Source organism: Shimazuella sp. NTD247 (genome assembly GCF_059510415.1).
Genome location: NZ_JCAJZU010000001.1, coordinates 598,516 through 621,706 on the forward strand (window position 1 = coordinate 598,516; position 23,191 = coordinate 621,706).

24 protein-coding genes and 2 pseudogenes are annotated in these 23,191 nt (G+C 38.4%); 9 read left to right on the forward strand and 17 right to left on the reverse strand.

Annotated elements, in window-relative coordinates:
* Positions 1-9 precede the first annotated feature (9 nt).
* Positions 10-411, forward strand: coding sequence for a hypothetical protein (locus AC5WOC_RS02975; protein ID WP_496053893.1), 402 nt, complete (start codon positions 10-12; stop codon positions 409-411).
* A gap of 150 nt (positions 412-561) precedes the next feature.
* Here the strand turns inward: AC5WOC_RS02975 and AC5WOC_RS02980 are convergent.
* The 6 genes and pseudogenes from AC5WOC_RS02980 to AC5WOC_RS03005 form a co-directional block, all read right to left on the reverse strand.
* A pseudogene (locus tag AC5WOC_RS02980) lies at positions 562-1,595 on the reverse strand (Tn3 family transposase); the annotation flags it as partial.
* 279 nt (positions 1,596-1,874) lie between these two features.
* Positions 1,875-2,051, reverse strand: coding sequence for a hypothetical protein (locus AC5WOC_RS02985; RefSeq protein WP_496053894.1), 177 nt, complete (start codon positions 2,049-2,051; stop codon positions 1,875-1,877).
* A 52-nt stretch (positions 2,052-2,103) separates the two neighbouring features.
* Positions 2,104-3,222 (reverse strand): Gfo/Idh/MocA family protein, encoded by a 1,119-nt coding sequence (locus AC5WOC_RS02990; protein ID WP_496053895.1) that lies wholly within the window; start codon positions 3,220-3,222, stop codon positions 2,104-2,106.
* A complete protein-coding gene (locus AC5WOC_RS02995; protein WP_496053896.1) occupies positions 3,215-3,649 on the reverse strand; it encodes a MerR family transcriptional regulator in 435 nt (144 codons plus the stop codon). Before AC5WOC_RS02995 ends, AC5WOC_RS02990 begins: the two co-directional genes overlap by 8 nt.
* Positions 3,650-3,795: 146 nt before the next feature.
* Complete coding sequence (locus AC5WOC_RS03000; RefSeq protein WP_496053897.1) at positions 3,796-4,092, reverse strand: DUF4158 domain-containing protein; 297 nt, start codon at positions 4,090-4,092, stop codon at positions 3,796-3,798.
* 166 nt (positions 4,093-4,258) lie between these two features.
* Positions 4,259-5,020 carry an SDR family NAD(P)-dependent oxidoreductase gene (locus tag AC5WOC_RS03005; RefSeq protein WP_496053898.1) on the reverse strand — a complete coding sequence of 254 codons (762 nt, stop codon included), beginning with the start codon at positions 5,018-5,020 and terminating at the stop codon, positions 4,259-4,261.
* Positions 5,021-5,165: 145 nt separating this feature from the next.
* Here AC5WOC_RS03005 and AC5WOC_RS03010 point away from each other — a divergent pair, with 145 nt between their 5' ends.
* Entirely contained in the window at positions 5,166-5,489 is a 324-nt protein-coding gene (locus AC5WOC_RS03010; protein ID WP_496053899.1) for a winged helix-turn-helix transcriptional regulator, read from the forward strand.
* Positions 5,490-5,837: 348 nt separating this feature from the next.
* Here the strand turns inward: AC5WOC_RS03010 and AC5WOC_RS03015 are convergent, their stop codons facing one another.
* From AC5WOC_RS03015 to AC5WOC_RS03035, 5 genes are all read right to left on the reverse strand, one after another.
* Positions 5,838-6,146: a tyrosine-type recombinase/integrase gene (locus AC5WOC_RS03015; RefSeq protein ID WP_496053900.1), complete on the reverse strand. Its 309-nt coding sequence runs from the start codon at positions 6,144-6,146 to the stop codon at positions 5,838-5,840.
* Between the two features lie 444 nt (positions 6,147-6,590).
* Positions 6,591-6,905: a hypothetical protein gene (locus AC5WOC_RS03020; protein ID WP_496053901.1), complete on the reverse strand. Its 315-nt coding sequence runs from the start codon at positions 6,903-6,905 to the stop codon at positions 6,591-6,593.
* Between the two features lie 912 nt (positions 6,906-7,817).
* Positions 7,818-8,753 (reverse strand): toprim domain-containing protein, encoded by a 936-nt coding sequence (locus AC5WOC_RS03025; RefSeq protein ID WP_496053902.1) that lies wholly within the window; start codon positions 8,751-8,753, stop codon positions 7,818-7,820.
* 101 nt (positions 8,754-8,854) lie between these two features.
* Positions 8,855-9,427, reverse strand: a complete 573-nt coding sequence (locus tag AC5WOC_RS03030; protein ID WP_496053903.1) for a hypothetical protein — start codon at positions 9,425-9,427, stop codon at positions 8,855-8,857.
* A 101-nt stretch (positions 9,428-9,528) separates the two neighbouring features.
* Positions 9,529-10,785 (reverse strand): tetratricopeptide repeat protein, encoded by a 1,257-nt coding sequence (locus AC5WOC_RS03035; RefSeq protein WP_496053904.1) that lies wholly within the window; start codon positions 10,783-10,785, stop codon positions 9,529-9,531.
* A gap of 564 nt (positions 10,786-11,349) precedes the next feature.
* On the opposite strand from AC5WOC_RS03035, the gene AC5WOC_RS03040 reads away from it, so the two are divergent.
* Entirely contained in the window at positions 11,350-11,607 is a 258-nt protein-coding gene (locus AC5WOC_RS03040) for a hypothetical protein (protein WP_496053905.1), read from the forward strand.
* 156 nt (positions 11,608-11,763) lie between these two features.
* Here the strand turns inward: AC5WOC_RS03040 and AC5WOC_RS03045 are convergent, their stop codons facing one another.
* Positions 11,764-12,096 (reverse strand): hypothetical protein, encoded by a 333-nt coding sequence (locus AC5WOC_RS03045; protein ID WP_496053906.1) that lies wholly within the window; start codon positions 12,094-12,096, stop codon positions 11,764-11,766.
* 392 nt (positions 12,097-12,488) lie between these two features.
* Here AC5WOC_RS03045 and AC5WOC_RS03050 point away from each other — a divergent pair, with 392 nt between their 5' ends.
* Positions 12,489-12,809, forward strand: coding sequence for a hypothetical protein (locus AC5WOC_RS03050; RefSeq protein ID WP_496053907.1), 321 nt, complete (start codon positions 12,489-12,491; stop codon positions 12,807-12,809).
* A gap of 477 nt (positions 12,810-13,286) precedes the next feature.
* Here the strand turns inward: AC5WOC_RS03050 and AC5WOC_RS03055 are convergent, their stop codons facing one another.
* On the reverse strand, positions 13,287-13,556 hold the full coding sequence (locus AC5WOC_RS03055; RefSeq protein WP_496053908.1) for a hypothetical protein: 270 nt from the start codon (positions 13,554-13,556) through the stop codon (positions 13,287-13,289).
* Between the two features lie 565 nt (positions 13,557-14,121).
* Between AC5WOC_RS03055 and AC5WOC_RS03060 the strand changes: the two genes are divergently transcribed.
* From AC5WOC_RS03060 to AC5WOC_RS03070, 3 genes and pseudogenes are all read left to right on the forward strand, one after another.
* Positions 14,122-14,400 carry a hypothetical protein gene (locus AC5WOC_RS03060; RefSeq protein ID WP_496053909.1) on the forward strand — a complete coding sequence of 93 codons (279 nt, stop codon included), beginning with the start codon at positions 14,122-14,124 and terminating at the stop codon, positions 14,398-14,400.
* Between the two features lie 408 nt (positions 14,401-14,808).
* The gene (locus AC5WOC_RS03065) at positions 14,809-15,873 is read left to right on the forward strand and encodes a hypothetical protein (RefSeq protein ID WP_496053910.1); all 1,065 of its coding nucleotides are present in this window, start codon (positions 14,809-14,811) and stop codon (positions 15,871-15,873) included.
* A gap of 68 nt (positions 15,874-15,941) precedes the next feature.
* Positions 15,942-16,199, forward strand: a pseudogene (locus tag AC5WOC_RS03070) (chromosome condensation regulator); the annotation flags it as partial.
* Between the two features lie 344 nt (positions 16,200-16,543).
* On the opposite strand, the gene AC5WOC_RS03075 reads toward AC5WOC_RS03070, so the two are convergent.
* From AC5WOC_RS03075 to AC5WOC_RS03090, 4 genes are all read right to left on the reverse strand, one after another.
* The gene (locus tag AC5WOC_RS03075; RefSeq protein WP_496054159.1) at positions 16,544-17,773 is read right to left on the reverse strand and encodes a serine hydrolase domain-containing protein; all 1,230 of its coding nucleotides are present in this window, start codon (positions 17,771-17,773) and stop codon (positions 16,544-16,546) included.
* Positions 17,774-18,117: 344 nt separating this feature from the next.
* Complete coding sequence (locus AC5WOC_RS03080) at positions 18,118-18,486, reverse strand: DUF1048 domain-containing protein (RefSeq protein ID WP_496053911.1); 369 nt, start codon at positions 18,484-18,486, stop codon at positions 18,118-18,120.
* 485 nt (positions 18,487-18,971) lie between these two features.
* Positions 18,972-19,304, reverse strand: coding sequence for a PadR family transcriptional regulator (locus AC5WOC_RS03085; RefSeq protein ID WP_496053912.1), 333 nt, complete (start codon positions 19,302-19,304; stop codon positions 18,972-18,974).
* 352 nt (positions 19,305-19,656) lie between these two features.
* Positions 19,657-20,604: a helix-turn-helix transcriptional regulator gene (locus tag AC5WOC_RS03090; protein ID WP_496053913.1), complete on the reverse strand. Its 948-nt coding sequence runs from the start codon at positions 20,602-20,604 to the stop codon at positions 19,657-19,659.
* A gap of 132 nt (positions 20,605-20,736) precedes the next feature.
* Between AC5WOC_RS03090 and AC5WOC_RS03095 the strand changes: the two genes are divergently transcribed.
* Together AC5WOC_RS03095 and AC5WOC_RS03100 are read left to right on the forward strand one after the other, a co-directional pair.
* Complete coding sequence (locus tag AC5WOC_RS03095) at positions 20,737-21,552, forward strand: alpha/beta fold hydrolase (protein ID WP_496053914.1); 816 nt, start codon at positions 20,737-20,739, stop codon at positions 21,550-21,552.
* 105 nt (positions 21,553-21,657) lie between these two features.
* Positions 21,658-22,575, forward strand: a complete 918-nt coding sequence (locus AC5WOC_RS03100) for a DMT family transporter (RefSeq protein WP_496053915.1) — start codon at positions 21,658-21,660, stop codon at positions 22,573-22,575.
* Positions 22,576-23,191 lie beyond the last annotated feature (616 nt).

Genomic DNA, 23,191 nt, shown 5'->3' on the forward strand with positions numbered 1-23,191 from the left:
GAGAGAAAAATGGTGAAACAAAAAATCACTTTGATTGTACGTATTGTGTTTGGAATATTGTTGTTAGTATTAGGTTTAAATAATTTATTAAATCCGTCGGATTCTCTGGAGTTTTCTGAGCCCGCGAACAAATTCATGCTAGCTTTAGTAGAAACCGGATATATGATGGAAATGGTCTATTGCCTAATGGTTCTTGTAGGTTTGTCCCTTTTGATTAATCGTTTTGTCCCATTAGCACTCGTTGTGCTCATGCCTATTTCCGTAAATATGGTGCTATTTCATGTATTTCTGGATATAAAATCCATCCTCCCTTCCTTGGTAATTGGTTTTCTAAATATATATCTTCTTTTGGCTCATATCACGAGTTATCAGCTCCTTTTGAAAGCGAAAAACTACAAAGAAGCTGAGTAGTACAGATAAGTTTCACATTCATGCTCTACAAAACGAATACCTTTTGACTTCTTTCTCGCAACATCAGATAGTTTCTTCATAGGAAACTATCTGATGTTGTTATTGAATTTTCCTATATCAAATGTTGTAGCGTGTGTATCTGCACCCCTATTATGACACTTTCAATTTAATTGGTATCCGCTTTTCCATATTCAGTTTGAAAATACCATATGGGTTCACATGATGATAAAACAACGGAGACAATCCCCTAAAATCTTCTGGTGTCATCTTCTTCAGCCAGTATTGGTCATTTTCATAGAGAACTTCTTGCATCATTAATGTGTTCATATAGACCAAACAGTTTTGGAGCAACTGAAGGGATAACGCAGAAATCTCTTGATCTTCTATGGAATTGAAACGTATTTCACTGTTCTTACCATAGAAGATAAAACCAATAGCTGAATTCCAGTTTTCTACCGTATTCAGCCCTTCATGGATTTCTCTACGAACCTCCTCCAAATGTAGATACTCACATAAGAAAATCGTTTTAATCGCTTTCCCTAATTCGCACAAAGCCCGATAAGTCGGATGTTGAGTATCCCGAGTAAATCGTTTTAAAATCGCTTCTGCTGATGCAGTTCCCAATCGGAGAGCTGTCGCATATTTGACGATTTGCTCATACTGCTGACGAATAAGTTCCCAGTTGATCGGTCTGCTTAACACGGGTTGTAAGTGCGGATACTCCTCATTCATACCAGCTTCTGGGCGATATAATTTCTGAGCATAGATGTTTTTAAAACGTGGCATCAGTTTAAAACCAAGCAAATGAGAGAAAGCAAAAGCAACTACACTCTGTCCATGTGTATCTACATAATTCCGATCTACTTCCATGTCGGTACAGTGGCGAAGAACCCCTTCCATCATGGCAGCGACTTCCGAAGAAAGACAAGACTTTAACTGTGAGTAGATACAAACGGACTTTCGGTCGACGTGCCAATATATCATGACTCCACGCTCTGGTAACGCGGATGCCATTCGGTAAGGAAATTTTGATCCCAAGCAGCAACTAGTTTTGAATCTGAAGCGCACGCAGTGGTAGCCTCACCCCATACTTCCTTCAATCGATAAGCGATCACGCGGTTTACAACTTCTGCGTTAGCCTTGCGTAAATGATCTTGATGGATAAATTTATAACGAATGTAGATTGTTCATATAATTCAGAAATCCACTTTGCGGTCTATCGGAGGAACCCTGTCACTGGGCCTAATATGTAGGATTCCGAGATGAGTTGGTGATCTTCATCTACTTATCGAATGCTGTGACTACAAACAGTTATCAGAAGTCACATAAGAAAAGTTATTTGTAAAGAAGAAACTACTTTACACTCTCATATTAGCACGGATTATTCTCTTAAAAGTCCAAGGATTGTCTAGAGTTTTTCCACGATTATTCTACAAAATTTCTCGTCAAGTGGGAAAGTAAATTTATGAGATGGAAATATAAAAGACTGGGATAATCCCAGTCTTTGAATCATGTTTTTTCCATATAAACTTTTTCGTTTTTACCTTCACGTTTGTTTTTCGCGCTGCAATTCGGACACTCGGGGTTAGATCTTTCGCTCTCGAAACTGGTTTTTTTGCATATCCCCCGAAAATGTCCATTAAGGAGCACCACCTAAAATCGGAATGATTTAGGAGGTGCTAGTTACTGTTTCTAAAGAACCTGACGCTCACCAGTATCGGCGGCTTTTTGAATGAGATCAAGGAGAACATGAAGTTTTACCGCATCATCGAAATTAGGAACGTAATTGGTTCCCTCTAAAATATCTTTGCCAAATTTTTCGAGGGCTTGTGCAACATTGAGGACGGGTCCACTAGGGATTGTATCCGAAACCCAACGATATTGCTCAGGAATGGATAATACATCGAGTGAAGACGAGTTCTCATCATTTGACAAGTTCATTCCCTCAACTTTCAAGTCTCCCCATTGAAACTGACCATGTGCACTCTCATTTGACAGAACTATTACGCCCTCCGTGCCATAAATTTCAAACGAGACCCCTGTTCGAAAAGTAACACCCCCTTGTACATGTATGGAGGCTGTCGCACCATTTTTCAATGTTCCGTTTATTAGGATTTGATCGGCAGTTGTTTTTTCAATCATTTCACCGGTTTCCGACACTTTCGCTTGTTTGATTTGATTTGCTATTGTAGCCGATAATTCTTTAAAATCTCCAAGCATGTAACACATCGCATCTATAGCATGTCCTGCATTAATGGTTAATAGGTTTGCACCATTGGACTGTTGCAATAAATATTTAGACACTTCATTCGTTGTACCGCCTTTTGCGGTTGTAAAGACTTTCAAATGACAAGAAAGAATTTTGCCGATATATCCCTTAGCAACCAAGTCTTTTACAAAGTTAACTTCAGGAGATTGTCTGGCTTGCAAACCAACCGCGGTGTGAATCTTTTTTTCCAAAGCTAAACGATTCATCTCAATGGCTTGAGTAGTGTTTAAACCTAAAGGCCATTCACAATATACATTTTTTCCGGCATTAAGGGCGGCTATAACCGCATCGTAATGACCGGGGACCTTCACACTTACAATAACCATATCTACATCAGGATGTTGCGACAACTCGTTTGAATCCGCAAAAGCATGAGAAGCCCCATATAGAGAGGCACTTTTTTCTGCACTTTCCATTCGAGTCGTACCGATTGCCATAATCTTAAATTTTTGAAGCTGTTGCAATGCAGGAATGTGAGTTGAACTTGCCCATTGGTTGTTGGCTGATCCCCCGATGACACCGACATGTATTGTTCTATCCATTAACTGCATCCCCATTTCCGTTTTCTTTCAATAAATTATAGTAAAAATTTCTTTTATCCTGTGCCAAAGCCTTAACAGATTCCAATTGTTTCAGTTGGTGTTCTAACTTCTTGATGTGTTTATCCAACATTTTAACCCTTTTGAGGAAAATGGACTCGACTTCCATATCTAGTTTGTTGGTCGAAACAAAACACCCTTCTTCCACAAATGATGCGATATCTCTTAATTTCATTCCCGTTTGCTTCAATCCATGAACAAACTGGATAAATTGAAGATCCTGATGATCGTATCGCCTAATCCCTTCTTTCTTTCCGTCCAAACGTTTAGGTTTAGGAATCACACCTATTTTTTCGTAATATCGGAGAGTATATGCAGAAATACCGGTTAAATTGGACACTTCGCTGATGGAATATATACTGAAAACCACCTTTAATTCGACTATTAAAGAATTATATGTGTTAGAGTAAACTCGAAGTCAAGAAATTTATACTCATGGTGAGAAAAAAAGTATCCAACAATATTGCCGCTAACAACAGATACAACGCAAAGGAGAGACTACCGAATCAAGCTTCTTTAAAACGTTCTTGATCTGCCATATTCTTGCCATTCTTCTGGATTTGGGATAGGTAAGCGTACGGTTTGAGCAATATGCTCGATAATTTTCTTTGGAATATCCGCTAAAGAAGGAAAAAAACCTAATTTTTGAGTTGCCTTTAATAAAATCACTAAAGCCAACTGTTGAACATTTCCTCTGATTTTCCTTTCCGCCCACTCCATTTCCTTTCTTTTGGGAGTGTATGCTTCTTCTAAATCTTTGTCTGTTAAACTGCTTTTCATTCGGGGATAGATGGTATCTTGAATACTAGGCAATTCTGTTTCCTTCCTTGATAGCTCTTTATTTCTGATTTTTGCAATCTTTTTGATCAAAAAGAAAAACCTATCTTTTTCCTGATAGATCCATCCCTGAATTGGAAAAATTTTCAGATGTGGCCCCTCATTTCCCGAATCGTTCACATACCCAAGTTGAGCCACTCCGTTATTCCATCAATATACCTCCACTTACAGGGGTGTAAGAGGCTGTAATATGACGGCTGGCATCGCTAGCAAAGAATGTGATCACATCTGCGATATCTTCTGGTTGAGCGATTCGTTTGAGTGGTGTGTTGTTAACTATTGCGTTTTTAATATGCTCTACCCCCGGAGTATGGGCAGTTGCATCGGTATCAGTAAATCCGGGCGAAACTACGTTGGCCGTGATGCCATGAGCGCCGAACTCTTCTGCAATGTATCTTGCAAATGAATCTAACCCAGATTTAGCGGTACCGTGCGAAATAAAATTTCGGGTGGGATATTTGCCTAAGATTGCAGACGTATAAATAATCCGTCCATATTCCTGTTCTTTCATTGTCGAAATTACAGCTTTTGTTGTTAGAAAAGCGGCTTTTAATTCATTATTTAATTTTTGTGAGAATTCCCCCCAAGACATTTCGGCGAACGGCTTGGCTACAAAATTTATATTGGCGTTACTTACCAATATATCGATGCGGCCTCCGAAGGTCTGCTTCGTTTCCTGCACCAATTTAAATATTTCATCAGAATCGAGAACATTCGCCTTAATTGCGATCGCTTCTCCACCTGCAGTTTTGATAGAAGCTACAACTTCTTCGGCAGCAACATGATCGTTGACATAATTGACAACAACTTTAGCGCCTTGATTTGCCAGTGATATGGATACAGCCCTTCCTATTCCTCTTGATCCACCTGTAACGATTGCTACCCTTCCCTGAAGAGTCATCATCGAATCATCTCCAATTCCTGTTCTTTTATCGATTTTAGTGTGTTAACTTACCCTGTTTATAATGGTACTGTGTTATGATATTTTTGAAAAGTAGTTACAAATAAGTGCAATAGTTTCATAAAATGAACTAAGGAGTGAAACGTAGATGATAGATCGTTTTTGTCCTGGTGTAATCGAACCCGTTTTGGAAATCTTGGAAGGTAAGTGGAATCTTTTAATATTGCGTAACCTGTTCAACGGCGTCAAACGCTTTGGTGAATTACGACGCTCTTTACACCCCATTAGCCCGAAGACACTGACAGACCGTTTGCGTTTGCTAGAGAAAAAAGGAATCGTGACGCGCACTATTTACCCTGGAGTGCCTTTGCATGTTGAATATGATCTTACTGAACGTGGGAAGCGACTACATCCTATATTCGCTGCCATGAGGAAATGGGTTGAGTCGGAAGGAACATATCCGGACGAATAACTTTTGCAAAAGCAATAAGATTTTCATTAATTTTCAGATCGCTATGGGAAATGGTTTGACTAAAAAAATAGGCACATCAAATGAGCTTACCTAGATCTAGATTTAAAAATTGTGAGATAAGGGGACGGTTCTCCTTGTCTCGTTTACAAGCACTTGAAGAAGAAACTGAAATTCACTTCTGGAAAATTCCTATACGCTCTTTTTGGGGAAAAAGGGATCAAGAAAGGAGCCACACGGAAAATATCTGAAAATTCGATAATGCATCCTTTCGAGGAAATGTGCAAAAATGCGGGATTTACCCAGATTCCATTATATGGTTCCGTTACTCCTCAGGCATCGGATGCTGGTTTAATACAATCCCTTAGTAGCACTGTTCTTTTCTACATCGATCATTTCTATATACCCTTTGACTGTCTCGAAACGCTTATGCCCTGTGTGTTGCATGATAGTCACTATATCCAAACCATTCTCACGAGCATGTGTAATAAACCCACGGCGCATCGAGTGCCCAGAGAACTGTTCACAATCCAGCCCAGCTAATTCAGATCGATCTTTAATAATGCAAGCAATGGAAACTGGATTAATTCGTGATCCTAAATTCTCCCCTTTACCTATGCTGCAAAATATAGCACCCTCTTTGATTCCCGATGATTTCAACCACTGTTGAACCAATTAAACAGGACAAGTATTTTTCTGTTTGCCATATGCGATATGCTTCCAAGCTCCCTCGCCTTTTTGGTCTGTCTCTTCCTCTCTAACTAAGGTTCATGGACCAGTTGAGAATTTCGTAGCTGGTCCACCTGTTTCACATCCTCAAACCTCACAAGCTCATGATAATCATCCCTGCATATTACCTGGTAGTGCTTAATTCTACGATTGATGTAGTAAACTACCTCTTTTCTACCATCTTTTAGTCTAATTTCATCACCTTATCTGAGTTTTGGGATCATTCGATCAACTCCAGTGTGCAAAATAAAAAGCCGTCCTATGAACGACTCTCATCTATATACTTCTCTTTGTATTCAGGTGCCTGGATAACTGGATGTCGTCCAGGCCTATAGTATGAGACACACTCATTTAATGTAATCTCATAACATACTATTAGCTCAATCGTACGATCTCCAAAACATCGAGTTGCTTAGTCTTATCAGTGAATTTCTTTGATTCTCCAATTTGAAGCTCTGAATTTACACGGATGTCAATGGAGCTAGGAAATTCGAGACCTCCTCCATCTGCACTTACATAAGTCAGGGAAATGATAATCGTATATCCACCTTTGGACGAACCATCAGCCAAATCAATATAAACTGTAGTACCTTTTCCTCGACGAAAATAATCAAAGTGTGTAATGGGAAGATCAGTTTTTGCACTCCAAATTCTTTTTAGAGCAGGAGACTTCAGATCGATTTCCTTCATAATGAAAACCTTTCACTAGAAAACAGACTGTATTTCAGCCTAGATTTATTATAAAAGCTGGATACCTCTTTGTCCATCAATATTATTATCTTCACATACAATTCTTACTGTTCTACATAATCGGATGATTGCAACGTTATTCATATGAAAAATATCTAATATACGCTGTTCTGAGCGTCGTTTTTATATGTGGTAATATGGGATTATTTAAATTATTTCCGAAAAGGCTGGACGACCACAATTGAGGAGCTAGCTGAGTATTTAAGGTGTAACTACAACTATATTGTTCAAAACGTTTCGAAAGAAATACCTCACATATACATTAATCGAGCTGCAAATAAAGCACTTTACCGTTATTTCAAATATCAGCAAGAAAGCAGCCTATATGAAGGATTTATTCGATTAATTACAAAAAAATATTTATTCCACCCTTGAAGAGGTAGAAAAATACTTTGTAAAAAATATGATACTAGCCAAAGAGGAATTAATACAGAACAAGAAAACAGGAGAAAAAGTCAAGAAAGCCACCAAATTACCTTTACAAGAATATCCCAAAAAGCTAGTAAGTACAAAAGACTTAATTCAGAACGGTATATTTGATTATGATACTACATTACGTAGGTATACTCTTAAACACAAAATACCCAAAATTCTATACAAAAATCTAGTCAGATATCGCTGGTTAGACTTTCAGGAAAAACCTGATATGGGAGAATATCACGATCCTATTACTTTTTAAAAAGAATCCTGATTTTCCCCTTTTTTTACAAATCCCATAATATAATGACTATCTTTTTATTTTTTATTAGCTAGACATAGTTATTCTCTTCCTGTTATGCTTTTTGCTGCAAAGTAATTATATTTCCAACATCTGAAATGTTCAAATGACACATTTTCATAATTGGTTATTATTTATTTCTTATATACGAGTTTTATTGAACCACGTTTTATCAAAACTTCATTCAAATCTTTATATCCATGGAAAAGAGAATGATCTAAAGGAATAACTTCTTTTCCATACCGAACCGCTTCTTCTGTTAGTTTTTCTATAGCAATTTCTCCAGCTTTATCATTATCAAAAGCGAATACAATCTTATTTGCTTGTATCCAGTCCCATCGAATACCACCTAGACCGAATATCGCACAGCTATTTACATACCCACTACTAATTAGAGAAAGGCAATCAAATACACCTTCTGTAATATAAACGAGTTCTTCCTTTAATATCCTAGCATTAAATATTCCTTTTGATCCTTTATGATGCATATGTTTATATTGTGCAAACACTTCCCTTTCTGCTTTCGAGTGAATTTTATTGCTCTCTCCAATGGATCGTCCGTATAAGTTTACAATTTCACCTTGAGGAGTAGTATGTGGAAAGGTGATACGCCCCCACTTCCATCCTCTCCAATCTTTCTCATTCGCAAATCCAACTCCCAGTTTCTGAGCAATAGATAACGAAATTCCTCTAGAAGCTAAATATTTTCTAGCAATGATACTTGATCTTAACTGATTTTGATATTTCAAGGATTCCGCTGTTCTATCCTGAAAGACACTTGTTTTTCTTCTTCTACGAAAAGATGGTACTGCTTGTTTTGGATAGGCTGCCTGCGGAATGTTCCCATCCATTTGTGGAGATACATCATGATTGGTTAAATTCAGTGCTTCTAAAATTTTCGATCGAGAACAGCCCACAAAACATTTTAATATGATGTATCCTTGTTTATTTTCCCATACGGATAGTGAAGGATGTTCATCATCATGAGAGGGACAACAAGCAATATAACCTCTATTACTTCGTTTGACACCTTCTAGACGATCTAAGATGACTTCTATCCGACCATGCATGAAATAACCCCTCTCTTTTAAGAATAAAGGAAAATATATGGACCATTCAAATAAAGTGATAAGTAAGTCTTGTTTGGATTACAGACTAGTTTAGCAATTTTTCATCCCTTTTCTTCGATGTTTTGAAGATACAGTGAATGTTTATATAAGGTATCAAAATCTTTATAAGGGATTTTTGTCGGAGGAAACCCATCACACTCGATTTGTATCTCTTCCACATCCGGATAAATATCCCACAACCACTTTACATCATCAATCAAAATAGTTTTACTAGATTTAAACCGCATGCCACAAAATTCCACAAAAACCGATTGCTTATTTGCTTCATAATAATATTTTAAGCCTTGTTTCTCTAACTTTGTCAGATGTAGATAATAGGAAATTGCCTTTGGTGGAAAACCAAGGGCGGTACCCAAAGCTCTTTCAAAGTCGTCACAGTGCGGAGTAGTTATTCCATCCATTTGAGAAAGAAATTGTGTTTTTAATTTCTCATTCTGAAAGAAAAGATACATGAAGGGCTTTTTTTCCTTACGTTTATTAGAGAACGCTATTGGATAATCTTTGCTTGAAAGATAGGGATAGTGCCTAACAAAATAAGAAAATGCTTCGCCAAATTCATTCATATATAAAGCAGGTTTATATCCTAACTTAAAACCTTCTGTTTCAGAAAGCACGAAGACCCACCCCCTCGAATGAAATATCGTCAACTTTGAAATGATTAGCTGCCACAAAATATTTATCTGATGAAAAAGCAATGGATATTATCGGATAGTAATCAATCATCAATTCCGAATTGCTTCTTGACCTCTTCCAATCGCTCGATGGTTTCTATTGCTTCTGGCACTCCAGCTCTTGATGCTTCAAATATCCAAAAGATCCCTTCTTCTGCCGTTTCACGATTTTCTAACAAATAATAACCCAGTGCATACATAGCTAGTGGTGAATTTGGAGCAGCCTTCCGCAACCATTCCAGACCTTCACCAAAAGTGGATTGGGGGAACTCTCCTTCTAACATCCCTTTACCTAAAATATACATACTTCCCGGATTACCTGTTTCCGCCGATTTCCGCAACCAAAATAGTCCTTCTTCCAGATTCCTTTCTACTTCTACTCCATCAATGAAGAATCTACCTAGAACTTGCATTGCAATCGGATGTTCAAATTGAGCTGCATTCGTTAAGTGTTTCAATGCTTCTTTATTAGCTTCTGGAGTACGAACTTCACTCATGAGATATTCTGCTACATCAAACATTGCTTCTAAATTTCCACTTGCTGCAGATTGCTTTAACCAAACTAGTCCAAATGGAGGATTCCTATTTATTTTTTCTCCACTCAACATTTGATTCCCTAATATTCTCATTGCTTCGGGATGGTTCTTATCTGCTGCTTCTCGTAACAACTGTTTTGCTTCTTCATAAGTACCAGAAAGGATATCTTTCATGATAAATTGCCCCAAATAGAACTGCCCATAAATGTCATCCAATTCAACAGCTTTACGCAGATACTTTTCTCCTAACTCATAATCATCTTTGTATTCAATTAATCGCCAACCAAGTTCAGTCAATGCGAATGTACTCCCTAATTCAATGGCCTCTTGTAAATATTTTTTGCCTTGTTCCCATTCCTTCTCTACTTCAATAAGAATGACTCCAAAACTAGCCAGAGCTCTTGGATTACGTAATTGGATTGCTTGTTTATATAATTGATAAGATTCCTCTTTATTTTGTTTTACCCCAGCTCCATGAAAAAGGCGTCCCGCTAATTCATTCATAGCACGATCGTCACCCATTTGTATTGCCTTACGAATCCATTTTTCGCCTTCCTTTGATTGTATGACAATACCTTCACCAGTAAAATATTTGGATCCAAGATGATAGATTGCATCTTTATGCCCTTTTTCGGCAGCTTGTCTTAGCCAATGTTCGCCCTCTTCGGAAAGAAATCGTGGATTTTCTGTCAACTTCATCCCAAGTTCAAACATACTATCGATATCGCCATCTTGTGCATGGATTCTTAATTGTTGAATATCCATCTTCTCACCTTTTTTCTAGTTGATGAAAATCTTTCCTCGGATTTAAAAAAGAGTTAATATTTCTATACTATAGTAATTCGACAAAAATTGGCTGAAACCTATTTCCTGAAACATAATTCCTTATAAATTTGATACATAAAAAAATCAATTATTGGAGGTAGAAGGGTATGAATTTAGATTTAAAGGGTTCAGAGATTGTTCGAGCGATTTCAGAGATTATTTGTGAGTGTGGATACAAGGTGGGAGAGCCTTTCAATTTCAGGTATTAACAAAATACCATTTTACGACTCAGGAAATAAAAGTAATCCAAATGGTTTTGGTGAATCTCGATTTAGCCAAAGAAACGCCAAATAAGGGGTTTTTTAAATTAACTGATAGAGCAGAGAACAGGTAAAAAGGGTGTCCAGTATCCTGTTAAATGTCAATTCTTTAACGGATGATACACCACAGAAGTTATAGATGAGAAAAAGAAGTCAATCGAACAATTCAATATAGATAAATTACAATATTTTGCGAATAATACAAAAGGGTAAATTCCCAAATATTGTAATTGGAGATGTTTGAATGAAGAAGAGTATTTCCATTGTTTCCTCTACTGTATTGCTAGCTTGTTCTTTGATTCCAGCTGCTGCATTTGCTCATAACAACCATAAGAAACATCACTCCTGTGTAACATTGTATGAGCATGTTAACTTCAAAGGTCGTTCTATCAAATTTTGCTCCAATGACGGTATTCTGGTGAATACTCAGATGATTACAACGTTGTACATTTACAAAATTTCTAATATACGCCGTTTTGAACGACTTCATGAACCGCGATAATGTCAAATTAGGTATCTAATATTTAAAAATCGCTGTTATTTACTTCTATACACCCATAAAAACGATAAATACAAAAAAAGCTGCAAGTTTTAACCATGCAACTTTTATTTGTTTTATATAAGCATCATTAGATGAATATTAACGTCAGGGCGGGGATCAACACACAATGTATTGCCCCCGTCCCGTTTTTAGCTGAACTGAATCATCTGAAGCTTCAGGAAAACCCTCGAACGATTGAGATCGATCTGATGATTCGCGAGGCTCAGGTGACTGGCAGATCCAGCGAATCATACCAAGGCGAAACTTAACTCGATCGTCCCCATACAGCTTCTGACGTGTCATTTTGGCGAGCGATCCAGCTACTTCCTCAGGAACGATACCTGCTGATGTCAGCTGATTTACGACAGACTCTCTTGTCACGTTGTCATCAGCTTCCAGATTCTCGATCTTACCGAGAACTTCTTGAACGAGCTGATTCAGAGAACTCATCTTTCTTTCCTCTCAACGAGTGAAAAACACAGCTTAACTATAATTATAAAGCAAATCAATTGTATTAAAAATTATTTATTTACCAAACAAAAAAAGCGATCAAATGACCGCTATTGAAAGCATCCGATAAGTGAAATGTAGTGTATGTGTGTATGGTAGGCTAATCTTCTCACCAGGTACTGGTTCTTTAGGTACTGGTTCGTTAGAAACTAATTTACATTTGTACTTAGTAACATGATATCATGAATGATTCTTCTCAAAGTCTAAGATTATTCCGGATTTTTTCTACGAATTTTCCAAACCTCCTTCAAACTGAGGAAATATAGATTTTTTCTAATTGATAAATTAAAATTAATTTCAAAGCCGAAGAATGACATGTCGAAGGAATTATCATGGCCCCCTCACCATCCGTCACCATCAACTGCAATTATATGCTTACCAATAGTTTCAACAAAGGAGATAGCGGAAAAGGCCAAACTTTGATCAAAGGCAACTGGTCCAAAGGACTTTTCTCCATGAATGAAACTTTTGGTGTACAAATCACTGGTACTATTATGGGTTCTGCACAGTTGCAGATCCAGATAGAAAACATGCCCCTTAACTGTGACTCTACTATTTCATCTAACATTGATGGAGTGCTTTGTACCGTCTTCGTGCTCAGCAAACGTAGAGGACTTCATGTTGAAGTCCATGTTACTTGCCTTCGGAGTTAACGGATTTAGACTTCGTTTAAATCCTGCCCGATCCAGTATATGGATCGGGCACACCCTTATGCAAAATTAAAACAATAACTATTTTCTCTAGAGCAGCATTTCTCTTATTGTAGTAGTTTGCTCTTCCCCATCCGATGGCTCCTTACGCAAACGCCACAGAATCAAAATAAGTTAACTCTATAACTCTCTTTTCTTCCTCTGTTAAAAGCTTCATTGAAGCTTCTACTTGCTCTACCAATTGACTATATTCAGCGCGAATGATGCGAATTTCTCAGTGGAAGGAGCAAATTCCTTTTCTCCTCCATCCACTCGTTTCTGTTTCATAATCCATTGTGACAGAAGGATATAAGCGAAATTTTAAAGCTTGTTTATATAATGGATACTTACGTAAAATGTCCTAATAAGCCTCTGTCACATAGGTTTTTCCATCTGATTTGACGAAAGTTTTTGAATTTTTAGTTCTTAAATCTTTTACTTCTACGATTGTTTTCTTTGGAGTGGTGTCCGCAGCATTAGCTGATTTCCAATTCCAAGAGCAAGCGAACAGAAAACCGAAATAAGCGTTACTGGCAATAAAAAAGGAACAGATTGTTTGGTTATAAATAGATGAGTTATAATATTCACAGGTACTTGACTAGGAGTCACGATATGGCAGTCATTTCGGGCATGACCACCATCAATTGTACAAAAGCCACTCTGGTTCTCCAGTTTAGTGAGGCAGTAATCCTGTACGATAGGAATGGTCATCTCCGTACTTCAAGCGTCCCTACAGACAACGCCGACTGGATGATCTTGATCGTAGAAGGCAGTATTAACGATCATCCAGTCCGAAATGTGACAGTAAAGGTTGGTGGGGGATCGTATGAGATCGATCAGCTGCCCACCTAGTCGGTTAACGATACCGGGCTGAAAGAATTTGATCGTAGAAGGCCAGTATTATATGGTCTCCGATCGAGTTCAGTGAGTCGGGAATAAGTCTGGGTGAGTATCTCATCCAGACACCGAAAATTACACTTGGAATTCTTCGCGTGTTTCTATATCTTATTGGTTCAGTTAATTAAAAACCTTCTCTATCAAAGCCAGTAAATGTACTTACTGGCTTTGAATATAGTACTTGTCCTGCCAGTAACGAGGGATAATCGTAGTAATATCTCCGTCATTTTATTGCCAGTAATACTTATTCCGGTTTTCTGTTCCACTGCTCCCTAAACACAAAAGAGAGTATATACTCTCTTTTTTTGTTTCTTTATGCTTTTCCATTTACTATAATTATTATTAAGGTACATCAACCTATTTTTTGACAGAGGGAATCATGAGTCTTGCACTCGCTGCTACGGATGTCCTCGCCCGTGTGGGTGGTCGCACCAAGTTCCGAACCGGTAGGAGCCGTTGGAGCGGTGGCACGGTTCACGTCCATCACTTCTATATCTGGCACCACGGCGAGATGAACACGGTCGGTGTCTTCTTCTGGTTGTTCGTACTTCTGCTGATCCTGGCCGTCATCTTCTGGGTGAAGCGGCCTCAGAGGAGGTTCTCGAACAAACCGCGCAATATCTACAAGGGCTCGACCGGTCTCAACAAGCGCTTGTAGTAAGAGGGGTTCTCCCCTGCCATTGGCCACAGATACATTGCAACATATTGTATCTGTGGCAGCTGCTATGAAAAATTTTTTCGATAACCAGAAATAAAACAAATTCCCCTACAATATTCTCACTCGGTCTTCCGATTTTAAGTAGTTATCCAATCCCCTTCTTTATAACACTTCAACTATTCTTGTGTTCTCGATTTTCCTCTTAGCTGATTGCAGATTAAAGAGAATTACTCTCCTAAAGTTGGAAACTATCCGATTATATTGATATTCTCCTCGTTTTGTAATCGATTACAAGAAGATAGAGAAACTTATCGTCAAAAATAACCAATTAGTTTTGGTTTTATAACTTATTGTATTAACATGTAGAATTTGAATGCTTGTTTTTAGACTCTCTCAGGAGGAATATGTATGTTAAACAGAAAAAGCTTACTTGTAGGAAGTCTGCCTTTTGAAAATGAAAGAGAAGCGATGTCCCTAGCAATTCAATCTTTAGGTGATACACTCATCGGTTTGCCAGATGGAGAAATTGGAGAAAAGAGTGAACAATATCCTGAAGGAAGTCGAACTGCTTGGGCGATGAATGTGATAGATCTTTGCATTGCGGATACAGAAAATTGGGAAATAGTGCAGGAGGGTAAGTTGCTGCCAAATGGATTTCCTATTGATTATGACACATTGTACAAATTACGACCAAAACATACTCCAAAGGAGATGAGCAAACATCTTCATTTTGGCTATTTTGACACATACATGAAAAGCTATCATTTGTATCAAGAAATGAAGAAAAAACATTCATTAGAAAATACTCCTTTTCAAGTAGGAATTCCAACTGGTATGGCTATGTCGTTGCATATGTTAGAACCAGAAAACATCTTCCGTTACTATGATGTTTTTAATGAGCGTCTAGCTTATGAAGTAAATCAAATTATCGACGCTACAAATGGAGATATCCGCATTCAGATAGAATGTCCTGCGGAGATTGGCCTAGTATATTCGAATCCTCCTCAAGTTGACTTTGCAATAAATAGTATTTTAGGTTTGGTAAACCGTTTACAAGATAGAGTAGAAATAGGAATCCACTTCTGTTATGGTGATCTTAATAATAAATCATTGGTTCGTCCGGAATCCTTAAAAAAGATGGCTGACTTTGCCAATAAACTGATATCTCAATGGCCAAAAAACCACGAACTAAGTTATATTCATTTCCCTTTAGCAGAGGGAGACCAAGGTCCGAAGTTGGAAAGTGCCTTTTATGAGCCTCTAGGGAATGTACATTTGCCAGAAGGGACACGGTTTATTGCAGGATTTGTACATGAAAGTTGTAACATTGATGACTTAAAACTAATTCTTCAAAATATAGAAACGATACGTGGTCATGAAGTTGATATTGCTTGTTCTTGTGGGATGGGACGTAGAACCTCAGGTGTTGGTCGAAAACTTTTGAATTTAATGAAACAGTTAACAGAAAAATAGTTATCAATCTCCTCCGCTCCCTGCACAATGTGCACATTCGATCAAGTTTTTTATCACTTCATGACAGCTGGCATGATATTGCTGCGGTAGCGGCTGGCGATTGGCATACTATTGGTCTTAAATTGGATGGCTCAGTAATTGCTGTAGGTAATAATAGGTATCGTCAATGCAATGTAAGCAGCTGGCATGATATTGTAGCGGTAGCGGCGGGTTATCTTCATACTGTTGGGCTTAAATCAGATGGCACAGTGGTTGCTGTAGGTGATAATCAATATGGTCAATGTGAAGTAAGCGGCTGGCGTAGCATCCAACTTCCCAGCAATTAGTTTTTAGATATCCTTAAAAATGTATTGAAAAGGGATCATAGAGATTCTCTTAATACACTTGATTAGGATTGAAATGTCTATACCGAGAATGACAGTTTCTTGTTGTAAATGGGTGTGCAGGCTCATCTTTCAGCTTTTACGATTCTTTTTACCCTTTATTTCAAGTGCAATCAGAGCAGACGATATAAACACCAAACCTATGATTATGCATAAGGCTTGGTGTTTATTTTTAAACAATGTATAAGTCTGGACTGAATCATAAAAAAAAGCAGCATCTAACATGAAATGAAGTACTAGATTGTAGTTTCCTCATTCTCACACCCGCTTCTTATACACTCTCTTCGTTAGTCTTCAATTGCTTGATAGACCATGGTCCAAAAGTCTAGCATAAGATGCACCGGATCCGGAACGGATGCCCCAACTTGGGTGAGCAGGATTCCAATAAGCTGGTTTTTCGGATCGGCATATGTTGAAGTACCGCTTCCGCCGTCCCAGCCGAACTGACCGATGGGCGCGTAGTCGCTGCGGTAGGTTCGCACCGCCATCCCGAAGCCCCAGCCGCCGTGCTGCCCTTGTCCATATGACACATGGACGTTGTTTCTTGCCATGTTGTCTCGAGCGGTTTGTTGCTCGGGCGTTAGGCGGTTGGTGGTCATCAGCTCAACAGCTTGTCGGGACAAAATCCTTTTATTCCCATGCATTCCGTGATTTAGCAGCATCTGGAAGTAGGCATGATAGTCGTCGGCGGTGGATACCAGCCCGCCTCCGCCTCCCTCGAACACCGGAGGCTGACTGTGGCGTCCTCCCTTAGACTCATCCCATACGATGAATTCTCCAGTCTGTGGGTCAGGGGCGTAGAGAGGTGGAAGACGGTCGATCTTGCCCTCAGGAACGTAAAAATCGGTATCCTTCATACCCAATGGATCGAAGATACGTTCGTGCAGGAACACCCCATATGATTGGCCCGTAACCCTGGAGACGAGTACACCGAGTAGATCGTTGCTGATCTGGTACTGCCAGTGTTCTCCGGGATGGTGCATCAGAGGAAGCTCGCCAAGACGGTGCATCCACTCATCCGGATCGGGCATCGGCACCGGGAGATTGGGTGTGAGCCCTTTCTCAAAAATTGCGTTCATGATCGGAGTGCCCAGTGACGTCATATCCATGCCGAGTCCGAAGGTGGAAGTTAGCACATCCCGTACGGTGATCGGTCGCCGAGCCGGCACGGTATCGTCCAACGGACCGTCGACCCGTTTCAGCACCCGTCGGTTGGCGAGTTCCGGCAGCCATGTTTCTACCAGATCATCCAGGTGTATCCTGCACTCGTCGAGCAGGACCATCGCTGCCGCAATCGCAAGGGGCTTGGACGTCGAGGCCATCCGGAAAATCGTGTCCCGGCGCATCGGCGCACCACCATCATGGCGCATCGTGCCGAGCGTTTCGACGTGTGTCTCACCGTTCCGGCTGACCAAAGCAACAAGCCCAGGAATCTTCCCGGAATCAACATGCCGTGCCAGTATATTACGCATTTTACTTAGTCCTGTTTCGGAGAAGCCTTTGCTACTATATCCCATCATGCATTTCTCCTTTTTTGTTTTCCCACAAATAGTAATATTCTGTTGTAATCTTTTCCATTTTGCTTTTCTCTCAACTTTTTACAAGTCCAATGAATATTTGTCCTAATCTTAGCATAGAGCTGTATGTTGATCATACGTTGATATGTGGTCGACTACCATAGATTGATCAGCTAAGCGGATTGATTCTTACATTTTCCTTCTCTTCTTACGAGCATCATAATCGTTAAACTTTCGCTCCTCCAGCTTATACCACGTAGTCAATAACTTTATGGGTGTTGTTTTGCTTTTTTATAGGATTTTTTAGATCACAAATCGAAATAGCAGTATGGTTTGTGCTGTCGTTATTCTTCTTTACCGAGCTTTTTACGAATGCTCTCGCTCATTTGTTCTTTTCTCTTTCCGATCCAAGTTTGCCCTTGCAGCTCATGTAACAGGTCATCGCAAAAACTACCAACATCCTGACCCACTACATCCAGCACATTCATCCCCTTTTGTGCGTTTGATTCAAAAAATTCTAGTACATCTTGCAGCATTTTAAACATAATCATGGAAGACTCATGGTCAGACGCAGAATTCCATAAGAAATTCTCAATCTCATTCATCACAATCTGATAATCCTTTGGCAGATTGTCAATTCGTTTTTTGTAACTTTTATATTCCGCTTTTTCTTTTTTCCATCTTTTTAAAATCGAAACAATATTATACTCCATCCTGATTCTCCTTTATTTCTTTCATTTTTGATGTGATAGAATCTCATTTACGCTAAAAGGTTTAGAGTTGATTTCGATCGTCCAGTCCAGTGAGTGAGTAGAATATTTATGAATCACTCGTCATCCAGATCAAATTTCCTAATGAGATTACCTTTTCTACTCTGTACAACTCAGTACTACTATATAGTAATACAATGTAGATGTCATGTCAATAGTCTGATGTTTATTTCTCTTTTATAGTGCATTTTGAAACATTAAAATATAAGCAATCTGCTGATCAAGACAGAGGATGTGAGTTTTGTATCACGAAATAAACAAAGCCACTTGAACTGAAACTCAGAGTGGCTTTGTTTATTGACATTTTCAATAATCTTATCGACTAAATCATATGGCTTATCCTATCAGTACTCATGAAATAGTCGCAATCGAAGTCTTTCTCGATTTTCTTATTTTACTCATTTTCACTTATTTAAATCGAAACAATACTATACTTCATTCTGATTCTTCTTTAATTCATTCAATTTTGAGGATATAAAATCCCATTTACGCCAAAAGGTTTGGAGTTGATTTCGACCGTTCATGTTCAATGAGTAGAATTTTCGTGGCGGTCCGATCTCCGAAGGCTTCTTCTGAATGTCAACTAGCTTGTTCTTTTCTAACCGCAGTAAAATGGTATATACTGTTCCTTCAACAACATCTTCAAAGCCAAGAGAATTCAGTTTTCTCACGATTTCATAGCCATATGTTTCTTTGCGGCTTATGATCTCCAGGACACAACCCTCCAGAACCCCCTTTAGCATTTCGGTCAGATTTTCCAAAACGAGCATCCTTTCTACTATGTATAACTCAGTACTCCTGCATAATAATATTAAGTAGGTGTTAGTGTCAATAGTCCGATTTATTTTATTTAAGAAGGAATCGTTTGATTCTCCCGTTTCATTTATGGTGTACAGAAACATAGGACTTTTTGGACATTATAATTTCTGTATTAAAACAAAGTATGTCCTGAAGATTAAGTTTTTTTATAGAAGATGTGAACAAACTAGATAGATTTTCATTCCTTTTTAAAAAGATGACATACAACAATATGACATCTCTGAGTTTATATAGAAAGATATTATTTTTTTGTTTGGGTATACAGAGGCACTCTGTATACCCAGCTAAAACACACTAAGTGTATTTGGTCAATATCTCGGAAAGCATTCGCTTCATACATTCCACTAGTTCTGGTGGATCTTGCACTGTTGCTTCCTTTCCTAAGCTAATGAAATACTCTGCGATAAACGGAATATCACTCTCTGGAAGTTTCCCATCTAGCCAAGCCGTACCATCTTTGCGAAAATGTAGTCTCGAGGTTAGCCATAATTCAGCTTCGCACTTTTGAGCACCCTCTTTACTCAATTCCACATGAAGACGAATATACTTCTGCTCAGTCTGATTCCTTATCTCCCTATTCTCAAGCTGAACATGCCGAAGATCAATAGATTTTGTGGTGGATCTTGAAGGAACCACTGAATGAATTCGATCACATCGAAACACACGAAAATCGCTACGAAGAAAACAATAGGCAGGACAAAACCAAAAACCATCTTTAGCATAAATTCCAATTGGTTGTATTTCTCGACTTGACTTTGTTCCTTGAGATTCGTAATCGATAAGGAGTACTTTTTGATGAATGGAACCATCGAGCAAAGTTGCTAAATAAGGTGATAATGCTTTTCTTGTCGGTGATACAAAATCAACACGGTTTTTCATTTGTTCAATCCGATCTCGAACGTCCTCAGGCATATAAAAATAAAACTTGTTCAATGCAGATGAAATTTCTGTTTCAAATGGAAGTGATGAAAAGTGTCGTAAGGCATGAGTCGCAAAAAATATAGCGACGGCTTCCTCTTCTGTGAAAGCAATGGGAGGTAGAACTCTTTCTTTCAAAATACGGTATCCACCGTGAGGGCCTACCTCCGAGTACAAAGGAACCCCTAATTCACTTAATTCCAATAAGTCACGAGATATCGTTCTTGCAGAAACCTGAAACTCTTCAGCAAGTTCTTTAATAGTAAACCTTTTTTTTCGATTGACGGCCATCATCAATTCTATGATTCGTTTTGCTTTATGCAATTTATATAACTCCATTTTTAATAATGACATTAGATGTCATTATTATACGTTATAATCCAATAACAAGCACAACTAAACTTGGCTTGGTTTTTTATGAGGTTTGACTCAAAGATAGCAAAGGAGAACGGAACAATGACTACACATTATTCAGTTGGCGTTAGAAAATATTTCGAATCGGGTGATTTGAAGCTTTCCTATGTTGATTTTGGGGGAGAAAGTCAAAAGATATTGTTGATGTTACATGGGCATATGGGGAATGCTAGAGAATTTTCTAAACTAGCATCCAAATTCAAAGACTGGCGAGTGATCGCTTTGGATCAGCGTGGTCATGGTTGGAGTGAACATCCACCTGAAAAAGATTACGCAACAGAAAGTTATGTAGCAGATGTTTTAAATTTGATTCGTCAAGAATTGGGTGGAACCCCTGTAACCATACTAGGTCACTCGTTAGGTGGAGTAAACGCTTATCAGTTTGCTGCTAGATATCCTGAACTTGTTCAAGCAGTCATTGTGGAGGATATCGGGGTAGAATTGAACCATGATATATCTTTCGTAGTAAAGCTACCAGAACGTTCAGCTTCGTTGCAACAGCTAAGAGAGGCACTTGATCGTGTAGGATTTAAGGCAGTTGATTACTTTTCAGAAAGTGCGTTTGAGGATGAAAAAGGTTGGGGTTACCGCTTTGATATAGAAGGGATGGCAATCTCAACACAAAGCATGAATGGAATTCGGTGGGATGATTGGTTAGCATCTACTTGTCCTATTTTGCTCATCCATGGTACAAAAAGCTGGGCTTTGAAACTAGAAGAAGCAGAACGTATGAAAACGCGAAGACCTAATACAAAACTTGAAGTGTTTGAAGAATGCGGTCACGGTGTTCATTCCGATGATGTAGACGGCTTTTATCAGGCGGTAAAGAATTTTTTAGATGAGCTAAATTTCAATTAAATTATAGATATCTCCATGCTACAAAATACAACTACGAATTCAGTCAAACAAGCATGGAGATTTAGAGAGAGAAGTAGTTGTTGAGGTTTGCTAAAGGAGAACAGAATGAAACAGATAAAAATATACTTGATGTTACTTGGTTTCTCTATCTTCACAGGTGCCTCTTTTAATCTTGCAAAATATACAGTTGTCTATTTTTCTCCATTTGCCGCAGCAGCATTGCGTTTTGGGTTTGCTGCTGTGATTCTGCTAACTATTCTAATCTTTACAGAAGGTATAAATAAGGCGCAAGTAAAAAAGAATGCCATCTGGTATATCGTGCTTGGGATGGTAGGAATCTTTGGATTTAGTACATTATTCTTTGTAGGTCTTAAATATACATCATCTGTAAATGGTGCGTTGATCATGGCACTGAATCCTTTACTGACAACTATTTTTGCTCGATTTTTATTAAGAGATAGGATTACCAAAGAACAAATAACGGGTATATTCTTCGCATTTATTGGTGTATTGCTAGTAATTACACACGGTTCTATTGATATATTAAAGATGTTATCGTTTTCTGTTGGAGATGTAATCATCTTTGGTGGAAATGTGTGTTGGGCACTTTATGGGGTATTAGGACGTCGATTTATTCAGGATGGAACCCCTTTATCGACAACTACGTATACGATGATTATTGGTGCCATTGGCTTAATTGTAGTTTCTTTCTTCACGACTAATCCTGCTACTCTTCCAAACATTCCGATTGGGGTTTGGGAAGCAATCGGATTTATGGCCTTTTTCACTAGTGTATTGGGCTATCTATGGTGGAACAAAGGTATAAAAGAAATTGGAGCAAGTAAAACATCCCTATTTTTCAATCTTGTCCCTGTTGTAACCATGATTATTTCGTTTGCTATTGGAATACCTGTATCACTTATTCAGCTATGGGGAGCTATTTCAGTTATACTGGGAGTGCTGTTGGCTTCAGGTTTTTTTCATTTATCTTTTCAACGAGGAAAAAGGCATATTAACTCGTAATTTCTGAGTGGTCAGAAAAAGAAGTAGCCCATTTAGGGCCAGAGTCTTTTGGAAAATTACTTCCTCAAAAACAATTAAATTTAATGTTTACTGTTCCAAATGTGAAGGATTGAAAGGGAAACCAGCTGCATACAGCATCGGTCTTACCAAAACAGAAATTAATGGTAGAGTCTTATGGAGGAAATCTGGAGCTAGACCTGGTTATTTAAATGGGTTTGTTGTCACAGAAGATTTTAAAAGACTCACCATTTGGTCCCTTAATAACATTCATGCGAAGGATGACCAACAACCGAAACTTTTCGGTAGACTCCTTCCTTTCCTTTATTAGCATGCTAGAACCTCTCATTAAGTATGAAAGAATAGAAAAGACACAAAATAACTGACTTTTAAACAGCCAAGTTATTTTGTGTCTTTATGTGTCTATGAAGTTACTGTAAAAAACTCCAAAGTTATATCCTATTTTTTACACATCTACCCAGAACCCCTTTGAGGAAAAACAAGTCCTCAATGTTTTTCTTTTTGAAACACCTGAAAGAAGTCGCATTTTCCATTTATTGGTCAAATTGCACTTCGTCGTTCAGTTGCTGGTTCTGCCTCTTATAATAAGCTTGTTTTA